The 17,093-nt window shown below is 63.8% G+C and carries 16 protein-coding genes; 10 read left to right on the top strand and 6 right to left on the bottom strand.

Annotated elements, in window-relative coordinates; all coding sequences use genetic code 11:
• Positions 1 to 25 precede the first annotated feature (25 nt).
• Genes GGQ90_RS10395 through GGQ90_RS10385 form a run of 3 tightly spaced genes read right to left on the bottom strand, consistent with a single transcriptional unit; the run spans position 26 to position 3,083 of the window.
• Positions 26 to 823 carry a polysaccharide biosynthesis/export family protein gene (locus tag GGQ90_RS10395; protein ID WP_246428198.1) on the bottom strand — a complete coding sequence of 266 codons (798 nt, stop codon included), beginning with the start codon at positions 821 to 823 and terminating at the stop codon, positions 26 to 28.
• 11 nt (positions 824 to 834) lie between these two features.
• Positions 835 to 2,037, bottom strand: coding sequence for an outer membrane beta-barrel protein (locus GGQ90_RS10390; RefSeq protein WP_188082084.1), 1,203 nt, complete (start codon positions 2,035 to 2,037; stop codon positions 835 to 837).
• Positions 2,034 to 3,083, bottom strand: a complete 1,050-nt coding sequence (locus tag GGQ90_RS10385) for a glycoside hydrolase family 5 protein (RefSeq protein WP_246428197.1) — start codon at positions 3,081 to 3,083, stop codon at positions 2,034 to 2,036. Before GGQ90_RS10385 ends, GGQ90_RS10390 begins: the two co-directional genes overlap by 4 nt.
• A 56-nt stretch (positions 3,084 to 3,139) precedes the next feature.
• Here GGQ90_RS10385 and GGQ90_RS10380 point away from each other — a divergent pair, with 56 nt between their 5' ends.
• Positions 3,140 to 3,721: a hypothetical protein gene (locus tag GGQ90_RS10380; RefSeq protein ID WP_188082083.1), complete on the top strand. Its 582-nt coding sequence runs from the start codon at positions 3,140 to 3,142 to the stop codon at positions 3,719 to 3,721.
• 26 nt (positions 3,722 to 3,747) lie between these two features.
• On the opposite strand, the gene GGQ90_RS10375 is transcribed toward GGQ90_RS10380, so the two are convergent.
• Together GGQ90_RS10375 and GGQ90_RS10370 are read right to left on the bottom strand one after the other, a co-directional pair.
• The gene (locus tag GGQ90_RS10375) at positions 3,748 to 4,746 is read right to left on the bottom strand and encodes an NAD-dependent epimerase/dehydratase family protein (protein WP_188082082.1); all 999 of its coding nucleotides are present in this window, start codon (positions 4,744 to 4,746) and stop codon (positions 3,748 to 3,750) included.
• Positions 4,747 to 4,804: 58 nt separating this feature from the next.
• Positions 4,805 to 6,445, bottom strand: coding sequence for an ArnT family glycosyltransferase (locus GGQ90_RS10370; protein WP_188082081.1), 1,641 nt, complete (start codon positions 6,443 to 6,445; stop codon positions 4,805 to 4,807).
• Between the two features lie 246 nt (positions 6,446 to 6,691).
• Between GGQ90_RS10370 and GGQ90_RS10365 the strand changes: the two genes are divergently transcribed.
• The 9 genes from GGQ90_RS10365 (at position 6,692) to GGQ90_RS10325 (ending at position 16,666) form a co-directional block, all read left to right on the top strand.
• Positions 6,692 to 7,630, top strand: a complete 939-nt coding sequence (locus tag GGQ90_RS10365; protein ID WP_188082080.1) for a glycosyltransferase family 2 protein — start codon at positions 6,692 to 6,694, stop codon at positions 7,628 to 7,630.
• Between the two features lie 2 nt (positions 7,631 to 7,632).
• Positions 7,633 to 8,610 (top strand): glycosyltransferase, encoded by a 978-nt coding sequence (locus GGQ90_RS10360; RefSeq protein WP_188082079.1) that lies wholly within the window; start codon positions 7,633 to 7,635, stop codon positions 8,608 to 8,610.
• Positions 8,603 to 9,775 carry an FAD-dependent oxidoreductase gene (locus GGQ90_RS10355; RefSeq protein WP_188082078.1) on the top strand — a complete coding sequence of 391 codons (1,173 nt, stop codon included), beginning with the start codon at positions 8,603 to 8,605 and terminating at the stop codon, positions 9,773 to 9,775. Before GGQ90_RS10360 ends, GGQ90_RS10355 begins: the two co-directional genes overlap by 8 nt.
• On the top strand, positions 9,768 to 10,502 hold the full coding sequence (locus GGQ90_RS10350) for a hypothetical protein (protein WP_188082077.1): 735 nt from the start codon (positions 9,768 to 9,770) through the stop codon (positions 10,500 to 10,502). The genes GGQ90_RS10355 and GGQ90_RS10350 overlap by 8 nt, the downstream gene beginning before the upstream one ends.
• Positions 10,499 to 11,698: a glycosyltransferase family 4 protein gene (locus GGQ90_RS10345; RefSeq protein ID WP_188082076.1), complete on the top strand. Its 1,200-nt coding sequence runs from the start codon at positions 10,499 to 10,501 to the stop codon at positions 11,696 to 11,698. Before GGQ90_RS10350 ends, GGQ90_RS10345 begins: the two co-directional genes overlap by 4 nt.
• A gap of 90 nt (positions 11,699 to 11,788) precedes the next feature.
• On the top strand, positions 11,789 to 12,355 hold the full coding sequence (locus GGQ90_RS10340; RefSeq protein WP_246428196.1) for an acyltransferase: 567 nt from the start codon (positions 11,789 to 11,791) through the stop codon (positions 12,353 to 12,355).
• A 9-nt stretch (positions 12,356 to 12,364) separates the two neighbouring features.
• Entirely contained in the window at positions 12,365 to 13,831 is a 1,467-nt protein-coding gene (locus GGQ90_RS10335; protein ID WP_246428195.1) for a lipopolysaccharide biosynthesis protein, read from the top strand.
• A gap of 419 nt (positions 13,832 to 14,250) precedes the next feature.
• Positions 14,251 to 16,119: a PAS domain-containing sensor histidine kinase gene (locus tag GGQ90_RS10330; RefSeq protein ID WP_246428194.1), complete on the top strand. Its 1,869-nt coding sequence runs from the start codon at positions 14,251 to 14,253 to the stop codon at positions 16,117 to 16,119.
• Positions 16,049 to 16,666 carry a response regulator transcription factor gene (locus GGQ90_RS10325; protein ID WP_223178195.1) on the top strand — a complete coding sequence of 206 codons (618 nt, stop codon included), beginning with the start codon at positions 16,049 to 16,051 and terminating at the stop codon, positions 16,664 to 16,666. The genes GGQ90_RS10330 and GGQ90_RS10325 overlap by 71 nt, the downstream gene beginning before the upstream one ends.
• 5 nt (positions 16,667 to 16,671) lie before the next feature.
• Here GGQ90_RS10325 and GGQ90_RS10320 read toward each other — a convergent pair whose 3' ends face one another.
• Positions 16,672 to 16,818 (bottom strand): hypothetical protein, encoded by a 147-nt coding sequence (locus GGQ90_RS10320; protein WP_223178194.1) that lies wholly within the window; start codon positions 16,816 to 16,818, stop codon positions 16,672 to 16,674.
• Positions 16,819 to 17,093: the final 275 nt, after the last annotated feature.

Here is a 17,093-nt window from a genome sequence, read left to right as displayed (position 1 = left end):
GTCTCCCGAATAGGCCGTCCGATCCTCAGAAGGTCCGTTCGTTGACGGTGTAGACGTCGCCCGGCTTGACCAGCATATCGAGGTCCGCCTTCTTGATTTTCTCCGGTCCGCGATGGAGCGTGATCTTCTTTTCCGATCCGCCCAGCGTCGGTCCGCCGGCCTGGGCCAGCATCTGGCGCAGCGTCATGCCGGTCTCGAAGGCGACCCGGCCCGGCTTGTTCACCTGACCGTAGATGAAGACATCTTCGGCCTTGGGCACGAACACCGAATCTCCGGCACGCAGGAACTGGCCGGTCCCCGTCTGCGGATCCAGGTCGCTCAACGCGATCCGCTGATCCGCCTCGCCGGCGCGTTGCAATATGGCATAGTCGGCCGCGTCCGCTCGCGCGCCGCCGGTCCGTGCCAGCATCATCGCGATAGTCTGCGGGCGATCGAGCGGATAGAGGCCGGGACTCTGGAGATTGCCGAACATGGTTACCGATCGGCTGACGAAGCTCACCACCTCGACATTGACGATCGGGTCGACGAAATAGCCGCCGGTCTGCAACTGCCGGCGAATATTCTCCGCCAGTGCATTGGTGCTCCTGCCCTCGGCGACGACATCGCCGATGCTGGGCAGGGTAATGCGGCCATCCTCCTTGATCCGGGTCTTCACCTCGATCGGATAGGCGCCGAAGATCGACACCCGGATTTCGTCGTTCGCGCCCAATATATAGGCGGCCACGGCGGCCTTGGTGTCCGCGCCCGCCGTGGCCGGACTGCCAAGGCACAGGGCCGCCAGCAGGGCAAGCGGGGCGTTGAAGGTGCGTCGCATGAAGGACATGGCCGTGCTCCTCACAATTGAAGGCCAATAAACAGCATCGAAGAGGTGGATTTGTAGCGGTAGCGATCGACGTCGCTTTCGCGCCATTCATGGCGAAACTCGAAACCGGCGTTCAGGCGGCTGCGCAGCGCGAAGCGATAGCCGGCGAATAGCGCAGTGGTCTTGTCGGTGCCGCGCGGCGTGTCGGTGTCGATCAGCAATTCGCCCTTGAACTGCCGTCGGCCATAGGTGGCACCTGCCTGGATCGAGGACCGGCTGCCCAGCTTGTAATTGCCGCGCAGCGAAAAGTCGGTCTGCACGACATAGGTCGCGCCGGTATTGCTCTGGTTGCTGGTGCTGCGGGTGACATCCAGCACGAGGCTGCCGCGTGGCGAAGGCTGGTAGACCGCACCGACATGATAGCCCAGGCCCGAATAATCCTCGACATCATCGTCGCGCGCCTTGGTCTTGATATAGCTCAGCCCGGCATTCCAGCTCAGCCGGGGCGCCACTGCGCGCTTGAACTCTATGCCGACGCGATAATTGTCGGCGCCGCTGCTCATCCGCCGGCCTTCGGTATCGAGCCCATCATAATGGGGGCGACGGAAGGCGTCATAGTTGAACATCAGCCGGATATCGCCGAAACTGGCCTTGGTATAGGCAAAGCCGATGCCGGCGGTTCGCGTGCGGATGTCGAATGCGCGGCGCGAACTGGCGCTGTTGTCGGTGGTCAGATAGCCCAGGTTGATGACCGGGTAATAGCCATAGGGCTTGTCGCATTCGGCGGTGACCGAATAATCCTGGGTGCGCTCGCTATTGCCGACAATCTCGCCCTGGTCGGCGAGATTGGCCTGGGCGAAGTTGAGGCGCGCGCGCGGACGCAGATAGCATAGTCCCGAAATCTTCACATCGCCCCGCGCCTGCAGCGCGATGCGCTCGCGATCGAGATTGTCGTAGCGCTGGTGGAAATCATAACCGAGCGATCCGACCGCCGTGATCTGGTGGACGCCCAAGATCTTGCGGAACGTCACGTCGACGCCGGGAGTGATGCGCAGATCATCCTTGTCGCCGGCGATGATATCGTCATTCTGGCGCAGGACATTGTCGTCATAGATCATGCGGACGGTCGGCGCCACGGTCAGGCCGTCGGGCGGCACGTCCACCTGGCCATAGGCCGGGCATGTCAGGATCGTGGCACAGGCGGCCGACAGGCCGGCGGAGCGGGCGCGGATCATTTACGGGCTCCTCGGCTGCTATATTTGGCAAGGATGCTTGCCTGTGGCCGGGCCGCGCCTTTCACCGGCTGGACGCTCAACGGATAATTGGGACCCCACCAGCCGCCGCCGGCCCAATAGGTCCAGCCCATCCAGACATCGGCATTCCGGTGCATATGGTCGAGCAGCGCGTCGAGGCTGGCGAGGCACCGGGCGTCGGGCGGTGCACCGAACTCGCCCAGAAAGCCCTTATGCTTGTTGGTCCGCAGCCAGTTGGTCGCGGCCATCATGCGCTGGCGGATGACCGGCGCGTCCTCGCACTGCATTTTCATGCCCGAACTGTCGGGGTCCAGATATTGGTGCATCTCGAACGCATAATTGCTCCCCGGATCGCGGAAATCGCTGAAGGCGGCGGCGTTGGATCGTGTGCCGCCTGCGGCCCAGCTATGGGCGCCGGTCCAGTTCGATCCGGGCACCAACAGCAGGTTGCGCGCGCCCGCCTTGCGGATCGCGGCGACACCGGCGTCGACGATGCGCCGCCATTGGGCCGGCGCCATGCCATTGGGCTCGTTCATCAGGCCAAAGGCGATCCGCGGATCCTCGCGATAGCGCTCGGCCAGCCGCCGCCACAGGTCCGCGAACTGGGCGTCGCCATCGGCCATCTGGTCGAGCCGCTTGCCGTTGCGCTTGCCGTAATTATGGATGTCGAGGATGATGATCTCGAAGCCTTTCAGGCCGGCGATCACCTTGTCCAGCCGCCCGATCTCGCTGGCGGACAGCGGCTGCGCAGCACTGGGCTGCAACCGCTCCCACAGCAGCGGCACACGCACGATCTTCATGCCCATGGCAATGAAGGGGGCCGCGATCCGTGCATCCGGATAGATATAGTCCTTGGCGTAGGTGCCCGGCTTGCGACCGGAATTGAACTCGCCACCGGCAAGGTTGACGCCGGCCAGCGGTGCGCGGGTCTGGCCGGCCGCAGAGTCCGGCAATCCCAGGACCGCCAGTGCGATCGCGGCATGTCTGATGGACCTGGCCGTTTGTCCCGTAGCGTGGCTATGCATCATGGTCAGCGCTCCGCAGCCATGCTAGCCCCATGCCGGGCGCAGGAAGTTGGCGAGATATGGGTTCGATCCAGGACAGGCAGACGAGCAAGGGCCAGGGGCTGGCTATCGTGGCCGTTCCCGGGCAGGCCCCGTCGGCGGCGCGGGCGCTCGGTGCGAAGCGGGCGATCCTTACCCATTTCGGCAGCGTTGGCCTGTTGCTGAGGCGCGGCGTGGTGATCGATGTCGAACGGCGTGACGGAAGCGCCATGCAGGCTGTCCGGTATCGCACGGGTACGGGCGCCGAATTGCATGTGGTACTCCCGGCCGACATAGCTGTAGCGGCCGGAGAGGTTCTGATCGTCCGGTCGCTGACCTTGCCCGACGGTGCCGTGCAGCCGCTGATGGCCCGGGTCGCCGATCGGCCGGACTGGGTTGTGATCGGTGATATCGATGGGATCATCGATGGCTATGCCGCTGGCGCGCGTCGGTTCGTGCGCTGGAGTGCGGGCGCGGGATCTGCCCTGGCGCTGCTCGCCCTGTGCGGCGTCGCGGCGCCGCTCGCTGCCACCGCTGCGGCAGCGTCCCTCGCCGGTGCCTGGGGCATGCGCCAACGCCATCGCCGCGATCGCGCCCGGCTCGGACGCTGGCTCAACCGCTGACGGCCAGCAGGGCGACGCCATCATCCTCATGCCAGCAGACCCTGCTGGCGATACCAGGCGACGGTGCGGCGAAATCCTTCTTCCAGCCCCACCGCCGGCTCATAGCCCAGCACCTTTTCCGCCCGCGCGATCGTGAAGGCGCGATTATGCTTGAAGAAGGTCAGCCGGCGCCGATGCAATGGCGGCTGCAGCGACAGCGGCGCACAGATCGCCTCGCAGATCCGGGCTGCCAGCAATGCCAGGCCATAGGGGATGGTGGTCCTGGGCGCCGGTACGCCCAGCACGGTGGCGGCGGTGGCGACATAGTCGCGCAGCGACAGGAAGGATCGGTCGCCCAGGATGAAGGTGCCCGACGGCGCGTCGGGATGCGTCATCGTCAGGATATAGCCCGCGATCAGATCGTCGATATAGACCGGATGGAAATTGGGCTCGTGGGTGCCGATGAACAGGAAGCGCCGCCGCTGGAGCATCCGGAACATCTTGAGCATGCGTATGTCGCCCGGTCCATAGGTGGAGCAGGGACGCACGATCACCACACTCATGTCCGGACGGGTCATTTCGTCCCGACACAAATCCTCGGCCTGAAGCTTGCTTTCCTGATAGGGGTCGCGCGGATCGAACGGTGCATTTTCGTCGGCCGGCGGCGTGGCGACATTGCCATGCACGCCGATCGACGAGCAATAGATGAAGCGCTCGACGCCAGCCCGCCTGCCTGCAGCCAGCAGCGCGCGGGTGCTGTCGCGATTGACCTGCATGAACTCGCTGCGCGTGCCTTCGGATCGGAACATGGCGGCGATGTGGAAGCAATAGCGCGCGTCCTTCAGCAGCGCGTCGAACTTGTCCGTGTCGGTCAGCGCGCCCTCGATCCACTCGATCCCGCTTTCCCGTTCCGCCTCGGTCAGCGGCCGGCGGGTCATCGATCGCACGCGATAGCCCATGGCGACCAGACGCCGGGCCAGCGTGCCGCCGACGAAGCCGGTGGCGCCGGTTACCGCGATGATTGGTTGATAGCCGGTTTCGTTCATGCACAACTCTCCCGAATGGACGGATGCTGCGACAGGCGCGCGCGAAAGGTCCGGCCGCTCATGACGCCCGCCGCGATCCATGTTGTGGATAGGGGCAGGGCCGGGCGGCCTTGGCGGCTTGCCAGGTAAAGACATGGAAGCCGGGCACCGACCGAACCGGGGTCAGTCGCCGTTCGATCAGATCGGCGACGGCGGGCGTAACCGCGATCGGATTGCGCCACTGGCGATCGGACACGATCACGGCGCCGCTGCGGTTGCAGTCGATCACCGCGTTCATGGCCGATACGGCCTCGATGATCGGGCGGCCGGTCCGATAGTCGGGTGTAAAATCGGTGAAGGGCGGCAATTCGCCCAGCCGGCTGGAACTGATGAAGACCTGATAGTCGCCCAGATGCGCGATGGTGCGCAGGTCGTCGCCGGTCACCAGCATGCCCTGTCGTGCGGCGATCGCGCGGAAAGGCCCCTCGGCGCGAGACCAGTCGCCGTCGGGCACGGGTGCAGCCAGCGCGACCGGGCCGGTTGCCAGGGCCTTCAGGCCCGCCAGGGTCAGCCTGGCACCCTCGCGATAGACAGGGCTGCTGGCGAGCAGGGTCAGCAGGACGATCGCACCGATGCCGGTCTGCAGCGTGGCGCGCCGCTTGTCCGGGCCTGTCGCGGGCAACAGCGACGCGATGGCCAGGCCATAGGCCATGCAGAAAAACGGAAGCACATAATAGCAATAGCGCCAGGCCTTCATGCCGGCGAAGGAATGCAGCGTCAGGCAGATGATGATCATGCTGGCGCAGAGCAGGCCGAGGCGCGCATGGCTGCGGATGGCGAGCAGCAGGGCGACCGGCGTCAGCAGGCTGAACAGCGGCATCTGCACCCAAAACTCGCGCACATAATATAGCCGGTCATTCTGCGCGGCGGTGGCCCATCTTTCGGCATGGGCGAAGCGGCCGACCATCGCGGCGAGCGGCTCGAAACCCAGAATGACGGCGATAACGACACAGGCCGACAGGATGAGAGCGCTGCGGGGGTGACGCTTCAACGTTTGCAACAGCAGGGCTCGCTGGTCGATCAGCAGCCAGCCGCCCAGCCCGGCGAGCGCGATGATCGTCACCGGCTGCAACTGGTAAGCCAGGATCAGCGCCATCGCGGCCAGTCCTGCCCAGAGTGGCTGGAGCCGGCGATTCGTGCGGGTCGCCAGATACAGGGTCCAGGCCGCGGTCAGGATCAGCAGCGTGTGCAGGGCATAGAAACGGGCGAAATGGGCGATGTCGAACGTGTAGCCGGCCAGGCCAAGCAGCGCGGCGGCGCTCAGGCCAGCCCATGGCCCGGCACTCTGCCTGGGCCACTGGAACAGGATCGCGACGCTGATCGCGCTGAACAGCACCGATGGCAGGCGGGCGACCAGCAGGTCGGCGCGTCCGACCAGGTCGAAGGTCCAGCCCACGATCATGGTGAACAGCGGCGCGCGGACATATTGCCCGTCGAGCAGCGCGAAATCGCGGTGCAACTGCCAGCTGCGTCCGGCCAGCAGATGATAGAATTCGTCGAGATGGGCGGGGCGCGTCTGGATGCTGATGCCATAGAGGAGGCAGGCCACCATCCCCACCGCAAGGCAGGGCAGGATGGTGCGCAGCCATGCGTCTGCACGGCGCGCATCGCGGTCCTGCGGGCCGGCAAACGCCGGCATTCTCTCTGAAGAACTGAGCATGTCGTTCCCCGATTTCGACAATAGCCGCGCTTGTGCCGGCTCGCTCAAAATTCTTACGCAATTGCGAGATGAGTCAACATAGGGGGGAACACCTATCGAGTAGGTGTCACTACATAATAGAAAATGTTTCTAATATGTGTGATCTTGATTCGTGTGATCATGACTTTGTCCAAGTCTTGATTTGACTCAATATTATATATGTTGATGTCTAAATTAAATATTTCGTATCTTGTGGGGGGTGGTCAGATGGTTGATGTCTCCATAGTCGTTCCTCTCTATAATGAAGAGGACAATGTCGTCCTTCTCCATCAGGCGATCAGCGACGCGTTGGTCGATTTTGCGCCCAGCTATGAGGTCGTCCTGGTGGACGATGGTAGCCGGGATGCGACATTCGCCCGCGCGGCTGATCTGGTGGCGCTGGATCCGCATGTTCGCATCGTGAAATTCCGCGGCAATTATGGCCAGACGGCGGCGATGGCGGCCGGTATCCAGGATGCGCGGGGTGACATCATCGTCACCATGGATGGCGACCTGCAAAATGATCCGCTCGACATCCCGCAGATGGTCGCGATCATCTACCAGGGCTATGACATCGTCGTCGGCTGGCGCAAGAAGCGTCAGGATGGCGGGGTACGGGTCTTCGTTTCGCAGGTGGCCAACCGCATCATGGCGCGGCTGATGGGGGTGGCGGTCCGCGATAGCGGCTGCTCGCTCAAGGCGTTTCGCGCCATCCTGGTCAAGCAACTGCCCATGTATGGCGAAATGCACCGCTTCATTCCCGCGCTGTCGCGCCTGGCTGGCGCGAAGCTCGCGCAGATCGAGGTGCGGCATCATCCACGGCGCTTCGGCGTGTCCAAATATGGCTTCTCGCGCATCTACAAGGTGATGCTCGACATCGTCTCGATCCGCATCCTGCTCAGCTATGTGCGCCGGCCGATGGCCTGGTCGCGCTTCCTGCTGGTCGGCACGTTCATGCTCGGTGTCACCGCGCTGCTGATTTCGGTCACGGGCGATGGGCTTGCCCTGCCGACGCTGGCGATCGCCGTGCTGTGGCTGTCGCTTTCGCTGTTCCTGCTGGGCTGGACCGTTGTCGGCCAGATGCTGGCTTCGCTTTCGAACAAAGTGTCCGGCTATGCCGAACTGGGGGCGCGTCTCTCGGTCGGCCTTTCGAAACAAGGGGATTGAAAATGGCGCTTTCTGCTAAACTCGACCTTGTCGAGACTACCGATCTTTCCGTCGTGATCCCGGTTCTGGCGCGTTTCGACGATATCCAGAAAGTCTATGCCGAATATCGCGACACCATCACCGCGACCGGCCGCAGTTATGAGTTCATCTATGTGATCGACGGGAACATGGATTTTCCGATCGATGCGCTGGAACAATTGCAGCGCGGTGGCGAACCGATCCAGGTCATGCGCTTCAGCCGGGAATTTGGCGAGGCGGCCTGTCTGCGCGAAGGCGTGCGGCGGTCGACCGGCCGGCATCTGCTGTTCCTGCCGGCTTATTTCCAGGTCGGGCCGGGCGCGATCTCGGAACTGCTGGACCATCTCAATGATGCTGATGTGGTGACCGTCCGTCGCCAACGCAGCGACGATGCGATCTTCAATCGCCTGCGTGGCTGGGGTTTCGAGAAGGTCGCGCGGTTCGCGGGCGCAAAATATAATGATCCGGGCTGTTCCGTTCGCGCTGCGCACAGCAGCGTGTTCGACGAGATTCCGGTGCAGGATGAAAAGCAGCGCTTCCTGCCGCTGCTGGCAGAGGCGCATGGCTTCAAGGTGATGCAACTCACCCTGGCCCAGGCGCAGAGCGATGCCGCTCGGCCGCAGCACCGCCTCGGCGTTTATATGGACGTGATGCTGGACCTGCTCGCCGTCGGCTTCCTCGTCCGCTTCATGCAGCGTCCCTTCCGCTTCTTCGGCACGGTCGGTGCCGGATCGGTCGTGTGCAGCCTTTTGCTGATGGCATTTCTGCTGTTCCAGCGCGAGGTCAGCAACGTGCCACTGTCGGATCGGCCGATGCTGGTCCTGGTCGTGCTGCTGCTGGTCCTGGGGATTCAGATCGCCGCGATCGGCCTGATCGCGGAGATCATCATCTTCACCCGCGGTGACGGCAAGCAGCATTATCGCGTAGAGAAGATTGTCGAGCAGGTGGCTGGCGATGCCTGAGACGGTGATCCTGGGTGCCGGTATTCAGGGGGCGACGCTGGCCCTCGCCGCGATCGCGCGGGGCCAGCGTCCGATCCTGATTGATCGGGACGATGCGCCAGCCGGTGCCTCGGTCAACAGCTATGGCATCATCCATGGTGGCCTGCGCTATCTGCAGTCGTTCAGCATCGGCCGCTGGCGTCAGAGCCGCCGGGCGCAGGCCTGGTATATCGATCGTTATCCACGGCATGTGCGGCCTTTGCGCTGCGTCATGCCGCTCTATCGCGGCGCGATCCGTTCCCCCGCGCTTTTCGCGGCCGCGCGCGTCGCCGACCGGACCCTTCGTGTCGCTTGCGGGCAGGAATGTCCCTTGCCCGACGACGGGAAATATAGCCGCCAGCAGGTGCTGGACGGCTATGCCGTGCCCGCAATGGATCTGGTCGGCGGCGCTTTCTGGCATGATGCCGAACTGACCGATGCGCCCGCGCTGCTCGCGCATATGCTGGCGCAGGTCGAACAGCGGGGGGGCGTGCTCCTGCGCGCGACCGAAGCCATCGCCCTGGCCGAACAGGCCGGGCAGTTGCAGGGCGTACATGTCCGGGATCGCACGAGCGGTCAGGAACAGCGCCTGGCCACCGGACAATTGTTCGATTGCCGGGGGGCGTGGTCCGGTTTTGATCCGGGCGAGGGCGCTGGACGAGCAGCCAGGCCCAGCGCCGCGATCCTGGCCTATAATCTGCTGCTCGACATCCCCGCGCCACACGGTGTGGACGCCTATGCGCTGTCGCCGCGCCATGGTCGGGGCCGCAGCTATTTCTTCCGCAAGGTCAAGGGCGGCACGCTGGTCGGCACCTTCTATCGGCCAGCGCCCGGCGCAACTCAGGCCGCACCGGAGCCGCGCGATATCGATGCGGCGCTGCGCCAGATCAGGCTCTGCCTGCCGCATCTCGACCTCGACGCGGGATCGATCCGGGCGGTCCATGCGGGCCTTCTGCCCGACCGCGACGGCAGCGGGCGGCAGTTCGACATGCGCGATCGCCATCTGCAGCCCGGCCCCCGTGGCTATCATCTCCTGGTCGGCGGCAAGCTGACGACCGCGCCGCTGCTGAGCGAGGCGGTGGCGGACCGCATCTGGCCGGCCCAGCCGGCCGGGTCGGCGACAAAGGCGCGCGCCCATTATGCGTAGGATATTGATCGACGCTCATGTCCATCTTCACCCCGGTGCCGATCCGGTCGCGACGCTCACCGCCGCGCATGATCGGATGGTGGGGATGGCCGGGGGCGAGGCGCTGACCCTGTTCATGCTGGCCGAGCAGCAGGGGCATGACATGTTCGACGCACTGCGCTCCTTTGCGGAGGCGACCGACGAGGCCGAAAGCCTGTGGCTGCGTCACGACGGCGCCGACCTGCTGGTTCTTGCCGGCCGGCAGGTCATCAGTGCGGAACGGCTGGAAGTGCTGGCGCTGGCGACCGACGCCCATTTCGATGACGGGCTGCCCGCGCGTGATCTGGTCTCCGCGATGCTGGCACAGGATGCGCTGGTCATCCTGCCATGGGGGATCGGCAAATGGCTGGGCCGCCGTGGCAATCTGGTCGATCGCCTGATGCGCGACGATGGCGAGGGGCGCCTGCTGCTGGGCGACATCGGCAGCCGGCCTGTCTTCTGGCCGGTATCGCGTTTTGGCGCCCGCCTTGTGCTGCGCGGGTCGGACCCCCTGCCGCTGGTCGGCGACGATTGCCGGATCGGCACCTATGGCACGATCCTGCAGGGCGAAGTGTCGCGCGATCGGCCGGCGCGCGACATTCGCGCCCTCGTCCGCCTGGCGGCAGAGGGCGGGGCCACCGCTTTCGGCAGGCTGGCATCACCGCTGGCCTTTTTGAGCGGTCAGCTGCGGCTGAGGCTGGCATCATGAAGATATTGATGCTCGCCCCGCAGCCCTTTTTCGAGGAACGCGGCACGCCCATCGCGGTCCGCCTCGCGGCCGAGGCGCTAGCCGGGCAGGGCCATGAGGTCGATCTGCTGACTTTCCATGTCGGTCAGGATGTGGCCATGCCCGGCGTCAGCCATCATCGCATAGCCGCGCCGCCCGGCATCCGGCGCGTGCCGATCGGCTTTTCGCCGGCCAAGCTGGTCTGCGATCTATGGATGTTCTTTGCCGCCGCCCGCTTATTGCTGCGCCAACGCTATGATGTCGTTCATGCAGTGGAGGAGGCCGTTTTCCTGGCCTGGCCGCTGGCGACGATGCGGCGTGCGCACCTGGTCTATGACGCGGATTCGATCCTCAGCGAGCAGGTCGCCGACAAATGGCCCAAGGCACGATTGCCCGCCCGTTTGCTGGCGTTCCTGGAGCGTGCAGCCTTCCGGCGCAGCGACCTCACTTTGGCCGTCTGCCCGGCCATACAGACGGCGGCGCGCGGGGTGGCCGCGGCGGATCGCGTCCATCTGCTGCCCGACGTCGCGTTCGAGGATCCGGGCAGCGCGGGGGCGACGGAAGATATCGGGGCGCTTGCGAATGGGCGGCCGCTGGCGCTCTATGTCGGCAATCTGGAGGCCTATCAGGGCGTAGCGCTGCTGATCGAGGCGCTGGCGCTGGTCGATCCGAACAGGCGGCCGATGCTGGTGATAATTGGCGGCAATCCGCAGGCGATCGCCGATCATGCTGCGCTGGCAGACAGGCTCGGCATCGCAGCGGATGTCCGGTTGCTGGGGGCTCGTCCGCTCGGGCATCTGGCGCATTATCTCGCCCAGGCCGACATCCTTTGCTCCCCCCGCATTCAGGGGCGCAACACGCCGATGAAGATATTCTCCTACATGGCGTCGACCCGCCCGATCCTGGCTACCCGGATCGAAAGCCACAGCCAGGTGCTGGACGATGGCAGCGCCTGGCTGGCGCCGCCAACGGCGCTGGGGCTGGCCGAGGGGATGGAGCGACTGGCACATGATGCGGCCTTGCGGGGCGATCTCGGGCGGGTGGCGGCCCATCGGGCTCGTACCGAATTCAGTCATGGCGCCTTTGTCGAGCGGTTGCGCCTGGCCTATGCGACGCTCCAGCCGCGCATTCCGCCGGCGCCCCGGCCGCTCGTCAAGCAACCGGTCGAGGGGCGGTGAACGCCCTTGTCCGCGACAGGACTGTCTTCGATGCCGGTGGACTGTCCTGATGTGTCGCCGTCATCCGGTCATGGTGGGAAGCCATCTGTCATGCCATTCCTGTTTCTGACCGCCCAGTTCGATCGCCTCTATGCCGGGCTGACGCGGATGCGCGTGCGGGCGATTGGCGGGCAGTTGGGTCAGCATCTGCGGGTGCGGGGCGGCATGCCCTATCTGCGCAACGAAGGACGGTTGGTGATCGGCGACCGCGTCCGGTTGCGCAACGAACCCAGCCGGATTCGTCTCGGCACTGCCGCCGACGGCGCGATCATCCTGGGCAACCAGGTCTCCCTCAATACCGGCGTTCACATGTTCAGCGCTGCGCGGATCGAAATCGGGGACGGCACGCGGATCGGTGACAATGCTGCCCTGTTCGATACCAGCTTTCACGCCGTGCATCAGGACCAGGCTGTCCGTCCCCGTCCGATCTCGATCGGCCGCAATGTCTGGATCGGGCGCAATGCGATCATCCTGCCGGGCGTGACGATCGGCGATCATGCCGTGGTGGCGGCCGGCGCAGTGGTGTTCGACGATGTGCCCGCGCGCCAGTTGTGGCGCGGCAACCCGGCCGCCTTCGTCAAGCATGTCCGCGCCGATGACGGTTTTCAACGCAGCTAGGGGACGGGCATGGCGAACGCAGGTCTTGGGCGCGCAGTCCGATCGGGCATGGCCTGGTCGATCATGGAAAGCTGGGGCGTGCAGTTGCTGCAATTCCTGACTTTCCTGGTGATCGCTCGCTATGTCGATGCGACCATGCTGGGGATCGTCGCGCTCGCCCTGCTGGTCGGGCAATGGTTCCAGATGATCGTGCTGTCCGGGATCAGCGCCTCTCTGGTCAGTCGCGGCAGGGCGGATCCCGAACTCGACAACACCGCTTTCTGGATTGCCGCTGCCGCCGGTGCGCTGCTGTCGATCGCGACCTTCGCCCTGGCGGACTGGGCCGAAGCGGCGGCGGGGCATGCCGGCCTCGCCTGGGTGCTGCGCTGGCTCAGCATCGCCAATTTCCTCAGCGCGCTCAATCTGGTGCCTCAGGCCTGGCTGACGCGGGCGCTGCAGATGCGGCCACTGGCCACCCGCTCGACCATCTCCACCTTCGTCGGCGGCTGTATCGGCATCGGCCTTGCTGTTGCCGGCTATGGGGTGCAGGCGCTGGTCGCGCAGAATCTGGCGGTCGCGGTCGTCGGCACGTTGATCCTCTGGGCTGCCTGCCCGTTGCGGCCCCGCCTGCGCTTCTCGCGCGAACATGCGTGCGAGATCCTGTTCTACGGCCGTCATGTCGGCGTCACCGGCGCGGCCAATTTCTTCAACGCCAATTCGGACCTGATGGTAGTTGGTCTTGCACTGGGGGGCGCGGCCACCGGCATCTATACCGTCGGCAAGCGCGCACTGCTGGCGGCCAATCTCATGCTGGCCCGTGCGCTGTCGCGGGTTGCGCTCCCCGTCTTTTCCCGGCTGAAGGACGATCCTGCCCGTCTGGCGGCAGCGTTCCTGCGCATCGTGTCGGCGACCGCGTCGATCACCACCCCCGCCTTTGTCGGCCTGGCGATCATATCGGACGAGTTCATCTTCCTGCTGTTCGGCCCGCGCTGGGCGGCGGCGGCGGACGTGATGCGCTATCTCAGCCTGTTCGGCGCCTTGCAGGCGATCGGCATCTATAATCAGGCCCTGATGCTCGCCATGGGCAAGCCGCAATGGCAGACCTGGCTGGCGACCATCTATGCCCTGGTCAATATCGTGACCTTCTTCTTCGCCGTGCATTATGGCCTTTGGGCGGTTGCCGCCGCCTTCACGGCACGGGCCTATCTTCTCTATCCCTTGTCGGTCTGGCCGGTGATGCTGTTGCTGCCGATCGGCTGGCGCGACTATTGGCGGGCGCTGCAGCCCAGCATCCTTGCTTCGCTGTTCATGGCGCTCGCCCTGTGGCTGTTCCGGGGGCAGTGGCAGGGGAGCCCACCCCTTGCCATGCTGCTTTGCACTATCACCTTGGGGGCGATCTTCTACGCAATTGCCCTTGGCTTGCTGGGCCGGACATTGGTGATCGACATGGTCCAATTCGCGCGAGCGCGGGCCGACAGGAGCGTTCAGTCAGGTTAAGGTATTGGTGTAAAATCATTTATGAGTTGAAATGGCTTCGGGCCGTTGAAGCAAAAATCTGATTTTTCGAATATTGTGTAAAACTACCTACTATACTTCCCGTAGTTCGGTTGATAAATATTCTGCAATGCAGCAGAGTTTCCTGCAAAATTTGATCCAGATCAAGATAAGGTCAGGGTCGGTCGGGCGGTCATGAAAAGGGCGTCCAATCCCACAATATAAACCCTTAAAGGGTGATGGTCGCAACATTTGAAATAATTCTGGGCATCAGGCGCGGGGTTTGACTTATGTTTGCAGCTATCGGCAAGTTTCATGTTGCCCGCTTCCTGGCGGCTGACCCGCTGCGATACCCATTCTGGATGTCGCGATTGCGCTGTCTTCGGCGGCATGTGTCGTGGAGCGGGCTGGGGCGCTATGTCATGGCACTGGTGGTCCTCGCTCTGGCGATGGGGGCGGTCCTGGTGGACGGCCCGCAACTGCTGGCGGCGGAATATTATGTGATCTTCACGCTGGTGGCGTTGTCGGCGACCATGTTGTTCGGCGCGGGGCCGGGTGTTCTGACTGCCCTGGGTGCACTGGCGGCCGCCTATGGCCTGGTCGACATCGATTTCGGCGATGACAGTCTGTCCAATTCCTCGGCCTTCCTGCTCAGCCTGATTGCCGCCAATGTCGTCGCATTGCGCTCGACCTTCTGGCGCGCCCGGGCGGAGTTCCAGGCCGCCCATGTCAGCCGGTTGATGAAGCAGCTCAAGCTGCTGACCGACGGCGCGGCGCATTATGCGCTCTACATGACCGACATGTCCGGCTTTATCCTGCATTGGAACCGGGCGGCGGAGCGGTTCACCGGCTGGTCGGCACCGGACATCATGCACCGTCATGTCGGGCTGCTCTATCCCGACAGGACGGACATAAAGGAACGTCTGGCAGAGGCTTTCGTCCAGGCCAGGCAGCATGGCAGCTGGGAGTTCGACTATCGCTTCCACCGCAGCGACGGCACCAGCTATCTGCAGAATTGCGTGGTGACCGCCCTCTATGACAATGACGGGATGCTGCAGGGTTTTGCCAATCTGATCCGCGACGTTACCCTCGAACGCGCGCATGAATTTGCGCTGCAGGAACGCGAGAATGAATTGCGCCTCATCCTGGAGACCGCGCCCGACGGCGTGTTCGTGTTCGATGCGCAGGGCCATGTCGAATATATCAACGAAGCGGCCTCGCGCATGTTCGGCTACAGCCTGGCTGAGCTTCAGGGGCAGGATTTCGAAAGTCTGTTGCTGGTCTGCCCGTCGGGCGAGGAGCGGGTGGACGACCGGCCGTTCCGAATTGTGGAAATTACGCAAAAGGTCGAGCGCAAGCTGATCGGTCGACACTGCAACGGCTCCAATTTCGCAACCGAGATGACCTTCGTGCGGGTCGAGGCGAATGGCGGAACCCGCTTCACCGCCTTTGTCCGCGACCTGTCCGAGCAGGAAGCGACCAAGGCCCAGCTCGAAATCCTGCAGGCCGAAATGCTGGACGGAACGCGCTATAGTGCGATGGGCGCGATGGCCTCGATGCTGTCGCATGAACTGACGCAACCGTTGACCGCGCTGGCCGCCTATATGGAAGGCGGGGGCATCCTGCTGCGCCACCTGACCGTCAGCAACCGCAGGAAGCTGGAAGAGATATTCCATCTGGCAGCGCAAGAGTCGGTGCGCGCCGGAGCGATCATGCGTCATCTGCGCGATTTCGCCAGCAACGGCGAAGCGCAGCTGGAGGTGCAGGATATGGGCGAGATGGTCCGCAGCAGCATCGCGCTGGTGCGATCGACCGCCGCCAATGCACAGGTGCGGCTGGTGTTGCGGATCGATCCGGATGCCGGCCCGGTCTTCGCCGATCCCGTGCAGATTCAACAGGTCATCGGCAATCTGTGCCGTAATGCGATCGATGCGATGCGCGGCATGGATGAACGCGTCCTCAGCATCGATGCGCTGCGCATCGACGAACTTACCACGCTGGTCAGAATCACCGACACCGGAACCGGCATCGCCGCCGAAATCCGGGAGCGGCTGTTCGATGCCTTCGTCAGTACCAAGGAAGAAGGAACAGGGGTCGGATTGTCCATCTGTAGAACGATTGTGGAGGCCCATGGGGGGCGGATCTGGGTCGAACCCACACCAGCGGGCAGCTGCTTTTGTTTCACATTGAAGCGCAAGAAAGGGATTCTCTGTGGACGGAATGAAGACGATCCATATCGTGGACGACGAATATTCGGTCAGGGCAGCGACCGCCTTCTTGTTGGAGCTTGAAGGTTATTCGGTCCGCACCTGGCAGCGCGGCGCGCATTTCCTCGCCGCCGCCCCGACCGAACCGGCAGGATGCGTCATCCTGGATCTGCGGATGCCCGACATGGACGGGCTGGAAGTGCAGCGCCGGCTGAACGAGGCTGACCTCAATTTCCCGGTCATCATGCTGACCGGCCATGGCGATATCGCCGTGACCGTTGCCGCCATGAAGATGGGCGCCGTCGATTTCCTGGTCAAGCCGTTCGAGCGGCAAAGCCTGCTGCAGGCGGTGGAGAATGCCTGGTCGGTGCTGCACGACAATGGCGCGCGGCGGCAGCGGACGATGCAAGCGCAGGCGCTGGTCGAAAAATTGACGCCGCGCGAGCGGGACGTGCTGGCCGGCCTGACGATGGGCCTGCCCAACAAGCATATCGCGCTGCAACTGGGGATCAGTCCGCGGACGATCGAGATCCACCGGGCCAATCTGATGGCGAAGTTGAAGACACGCAACCTGTCCGATGCGCTGCGGGTCGCGTTCGCGGCGGGCATCGGGCGGCGGCTCGACGGATGAGAATGTCAATATCGCTGCCGGCGGGCCAGCCACTGGCGTGCCATCAGCGGCAGGGCCGCGATCAGCGCCAGTATCGCGATCGGCAGCCAGAATATCGCGAACAACCGGTCGATCGGTTCGACCTTCAAACTGGCCTGAGAGGCGCTCTGCAATCGCCACAGTCGACCAAGTCCGCACACCCATATGCAAAGGATGATCGCAAGACCTATGGTCAGGGCAACGCGCATTCCGATCCTCGCTCCGTTTGCTATGTTATGGCAAGAATGGGTCGCCTTTCCCATACGTAGCAATACAGAAACAGCGTGTGATTAATCTTGATTTGTTGTTGTGTGGAATTGTGCTGAGTCTATTTTGTAAATGATGGCATGAAATAAAGCGGTTCAATATGATAGGTAGTGGCACGGATTGATTGTCCATGCTGCCTATG

The organism is Sphingobium scionense (genome assembly GCF_014197035.1).
GTDB classification, from domain to species: domain Bacteria; phylum Pseudomonadota; class Alphaproteobacteria; order Sphingomonadales; family Sphingomonadaceae; genus Sphingobium; species Sphingobium scionense.
Note: the sequence above shows the minus strand (reverse complement) of the source record. Positions and strands in the feature narration are given on the sequence as shown.

What these genes read in the sequence shown, in the direction of transcription:
- GGQ90_RS10325 (WP_223178195.1), top strand. Translation starts at nt 16,049, where the DNA reads ATGAAGACGATCCATATCGTGGACGACGAATATTCGGTCAGGGCAGCG.
- GGQ90_RS10380 (WP_188082083.1), top strand. Translation starts at nt 3,140, where the DNA reads ATGGGTTCGATCCAGGACAGGCAGACGAGCAAGGGCCAGGGGCTGGCT.
- GGQ90_RS10360 (WP_188082079.1), top strand. Translation starts at nt 7,633, where the DNA reads ATGGCGCTTTCTGCTAAACTCGACCTTGTCGAGACTACCGATCTTTCC.
- GGQ90_RS10340 (WP_246428196.1), top strand. Translation starts at nt 11,789, where the DNA reads ATGCCATTCCTGTTTCTGACCGCCCAGTTCGATCGCCTCTATGCCGGG.
- GGQ90_RS10335 (WP_246428195.1), top strand. Translation starts at nt 12,365, where the DNA reads ATGGCGAACGCAGGTCTTGGGCGCGCAGTCCGATCGGGCATGGCCTGG.
- GGQ90_RS10385 (WP_246428197.1), bottom strand. Translation starts at nt 3,083, where the DNA reads ATGATGCATAGCCACGCTACGGGACAAACGGCCAGGTCCATCAGACAT.
- GGQ90_RS10390 (WP_188082084.1), bottom strand. Translation starts at nt 2,037, where the DNA reads ATGATCCGCGCCCGCTCCGCCGGCCTGTCGGCCGCCTGTGCCACGATC.
- GGQ90_RS10395 (WP_246428198.1), bottom strand. Translation starts at nt 823, where the DNA reads ATGTCCTTCATGCGACGCACCTTCAACGCCCCGCTTGCCCTGCTGGCG.
- GGQ90_RS10375 (WP_188082082.1), bottom strand. Translation starts at nt 4,746, where the DNA reads ATGAACGAAACCGGCTATCAACCAATCATCGCGGTAACCGGCGCCACC.
- GGQ90_RS10365 (WP_188082080.1), top strand. Translation starts at nt 6,692, where the DNA reads ATGGTTGATGTCTCCATAGTCGTTCCTCTCTATAATGAAGAGGACAAT.
- GGQ90_RS10345 (WP_188082076.1), top strand. Translation starts at nt 10,499, where the DNA reads ATGAAGATATTGATGCTCGCCCCGCAGCCCTTTTTCGAGGAACGCGGC.
- GGQ90_RS10330 (WP_246428194.1), top strand. Translation starts at nt 14,251, where the DNA reads ATGGCACTGGTGGTCCTCGCTCTGGCGATGGGGGCGGTCCTGGTGGAC.
- GGQ90_RS10355 (WP_188082078.1), top strand. Translation starts at nt 8,603, where the DNA reads ATGCCTGAGACGGTGATCCTGGGTGCCGGTATTCAGGGGGCGACGCTG.
- GGQ90_RS10350 (WP_188082077.1), top strand. Translation starts at nt 9,768, where the DNA reads ATGCGTAGGATATTGATCGACGCTCATGTCCATCTTCACCCCGGTGCC.
- GGQ90_RS10370 (WP_188082081.1), bottom strand. Translation starts at nt 6,445, where the DNA reads ATGCTCAGTTCTTCAGAGAGAATGCCGGCGTTTGCCGGCCCGCAGGAC.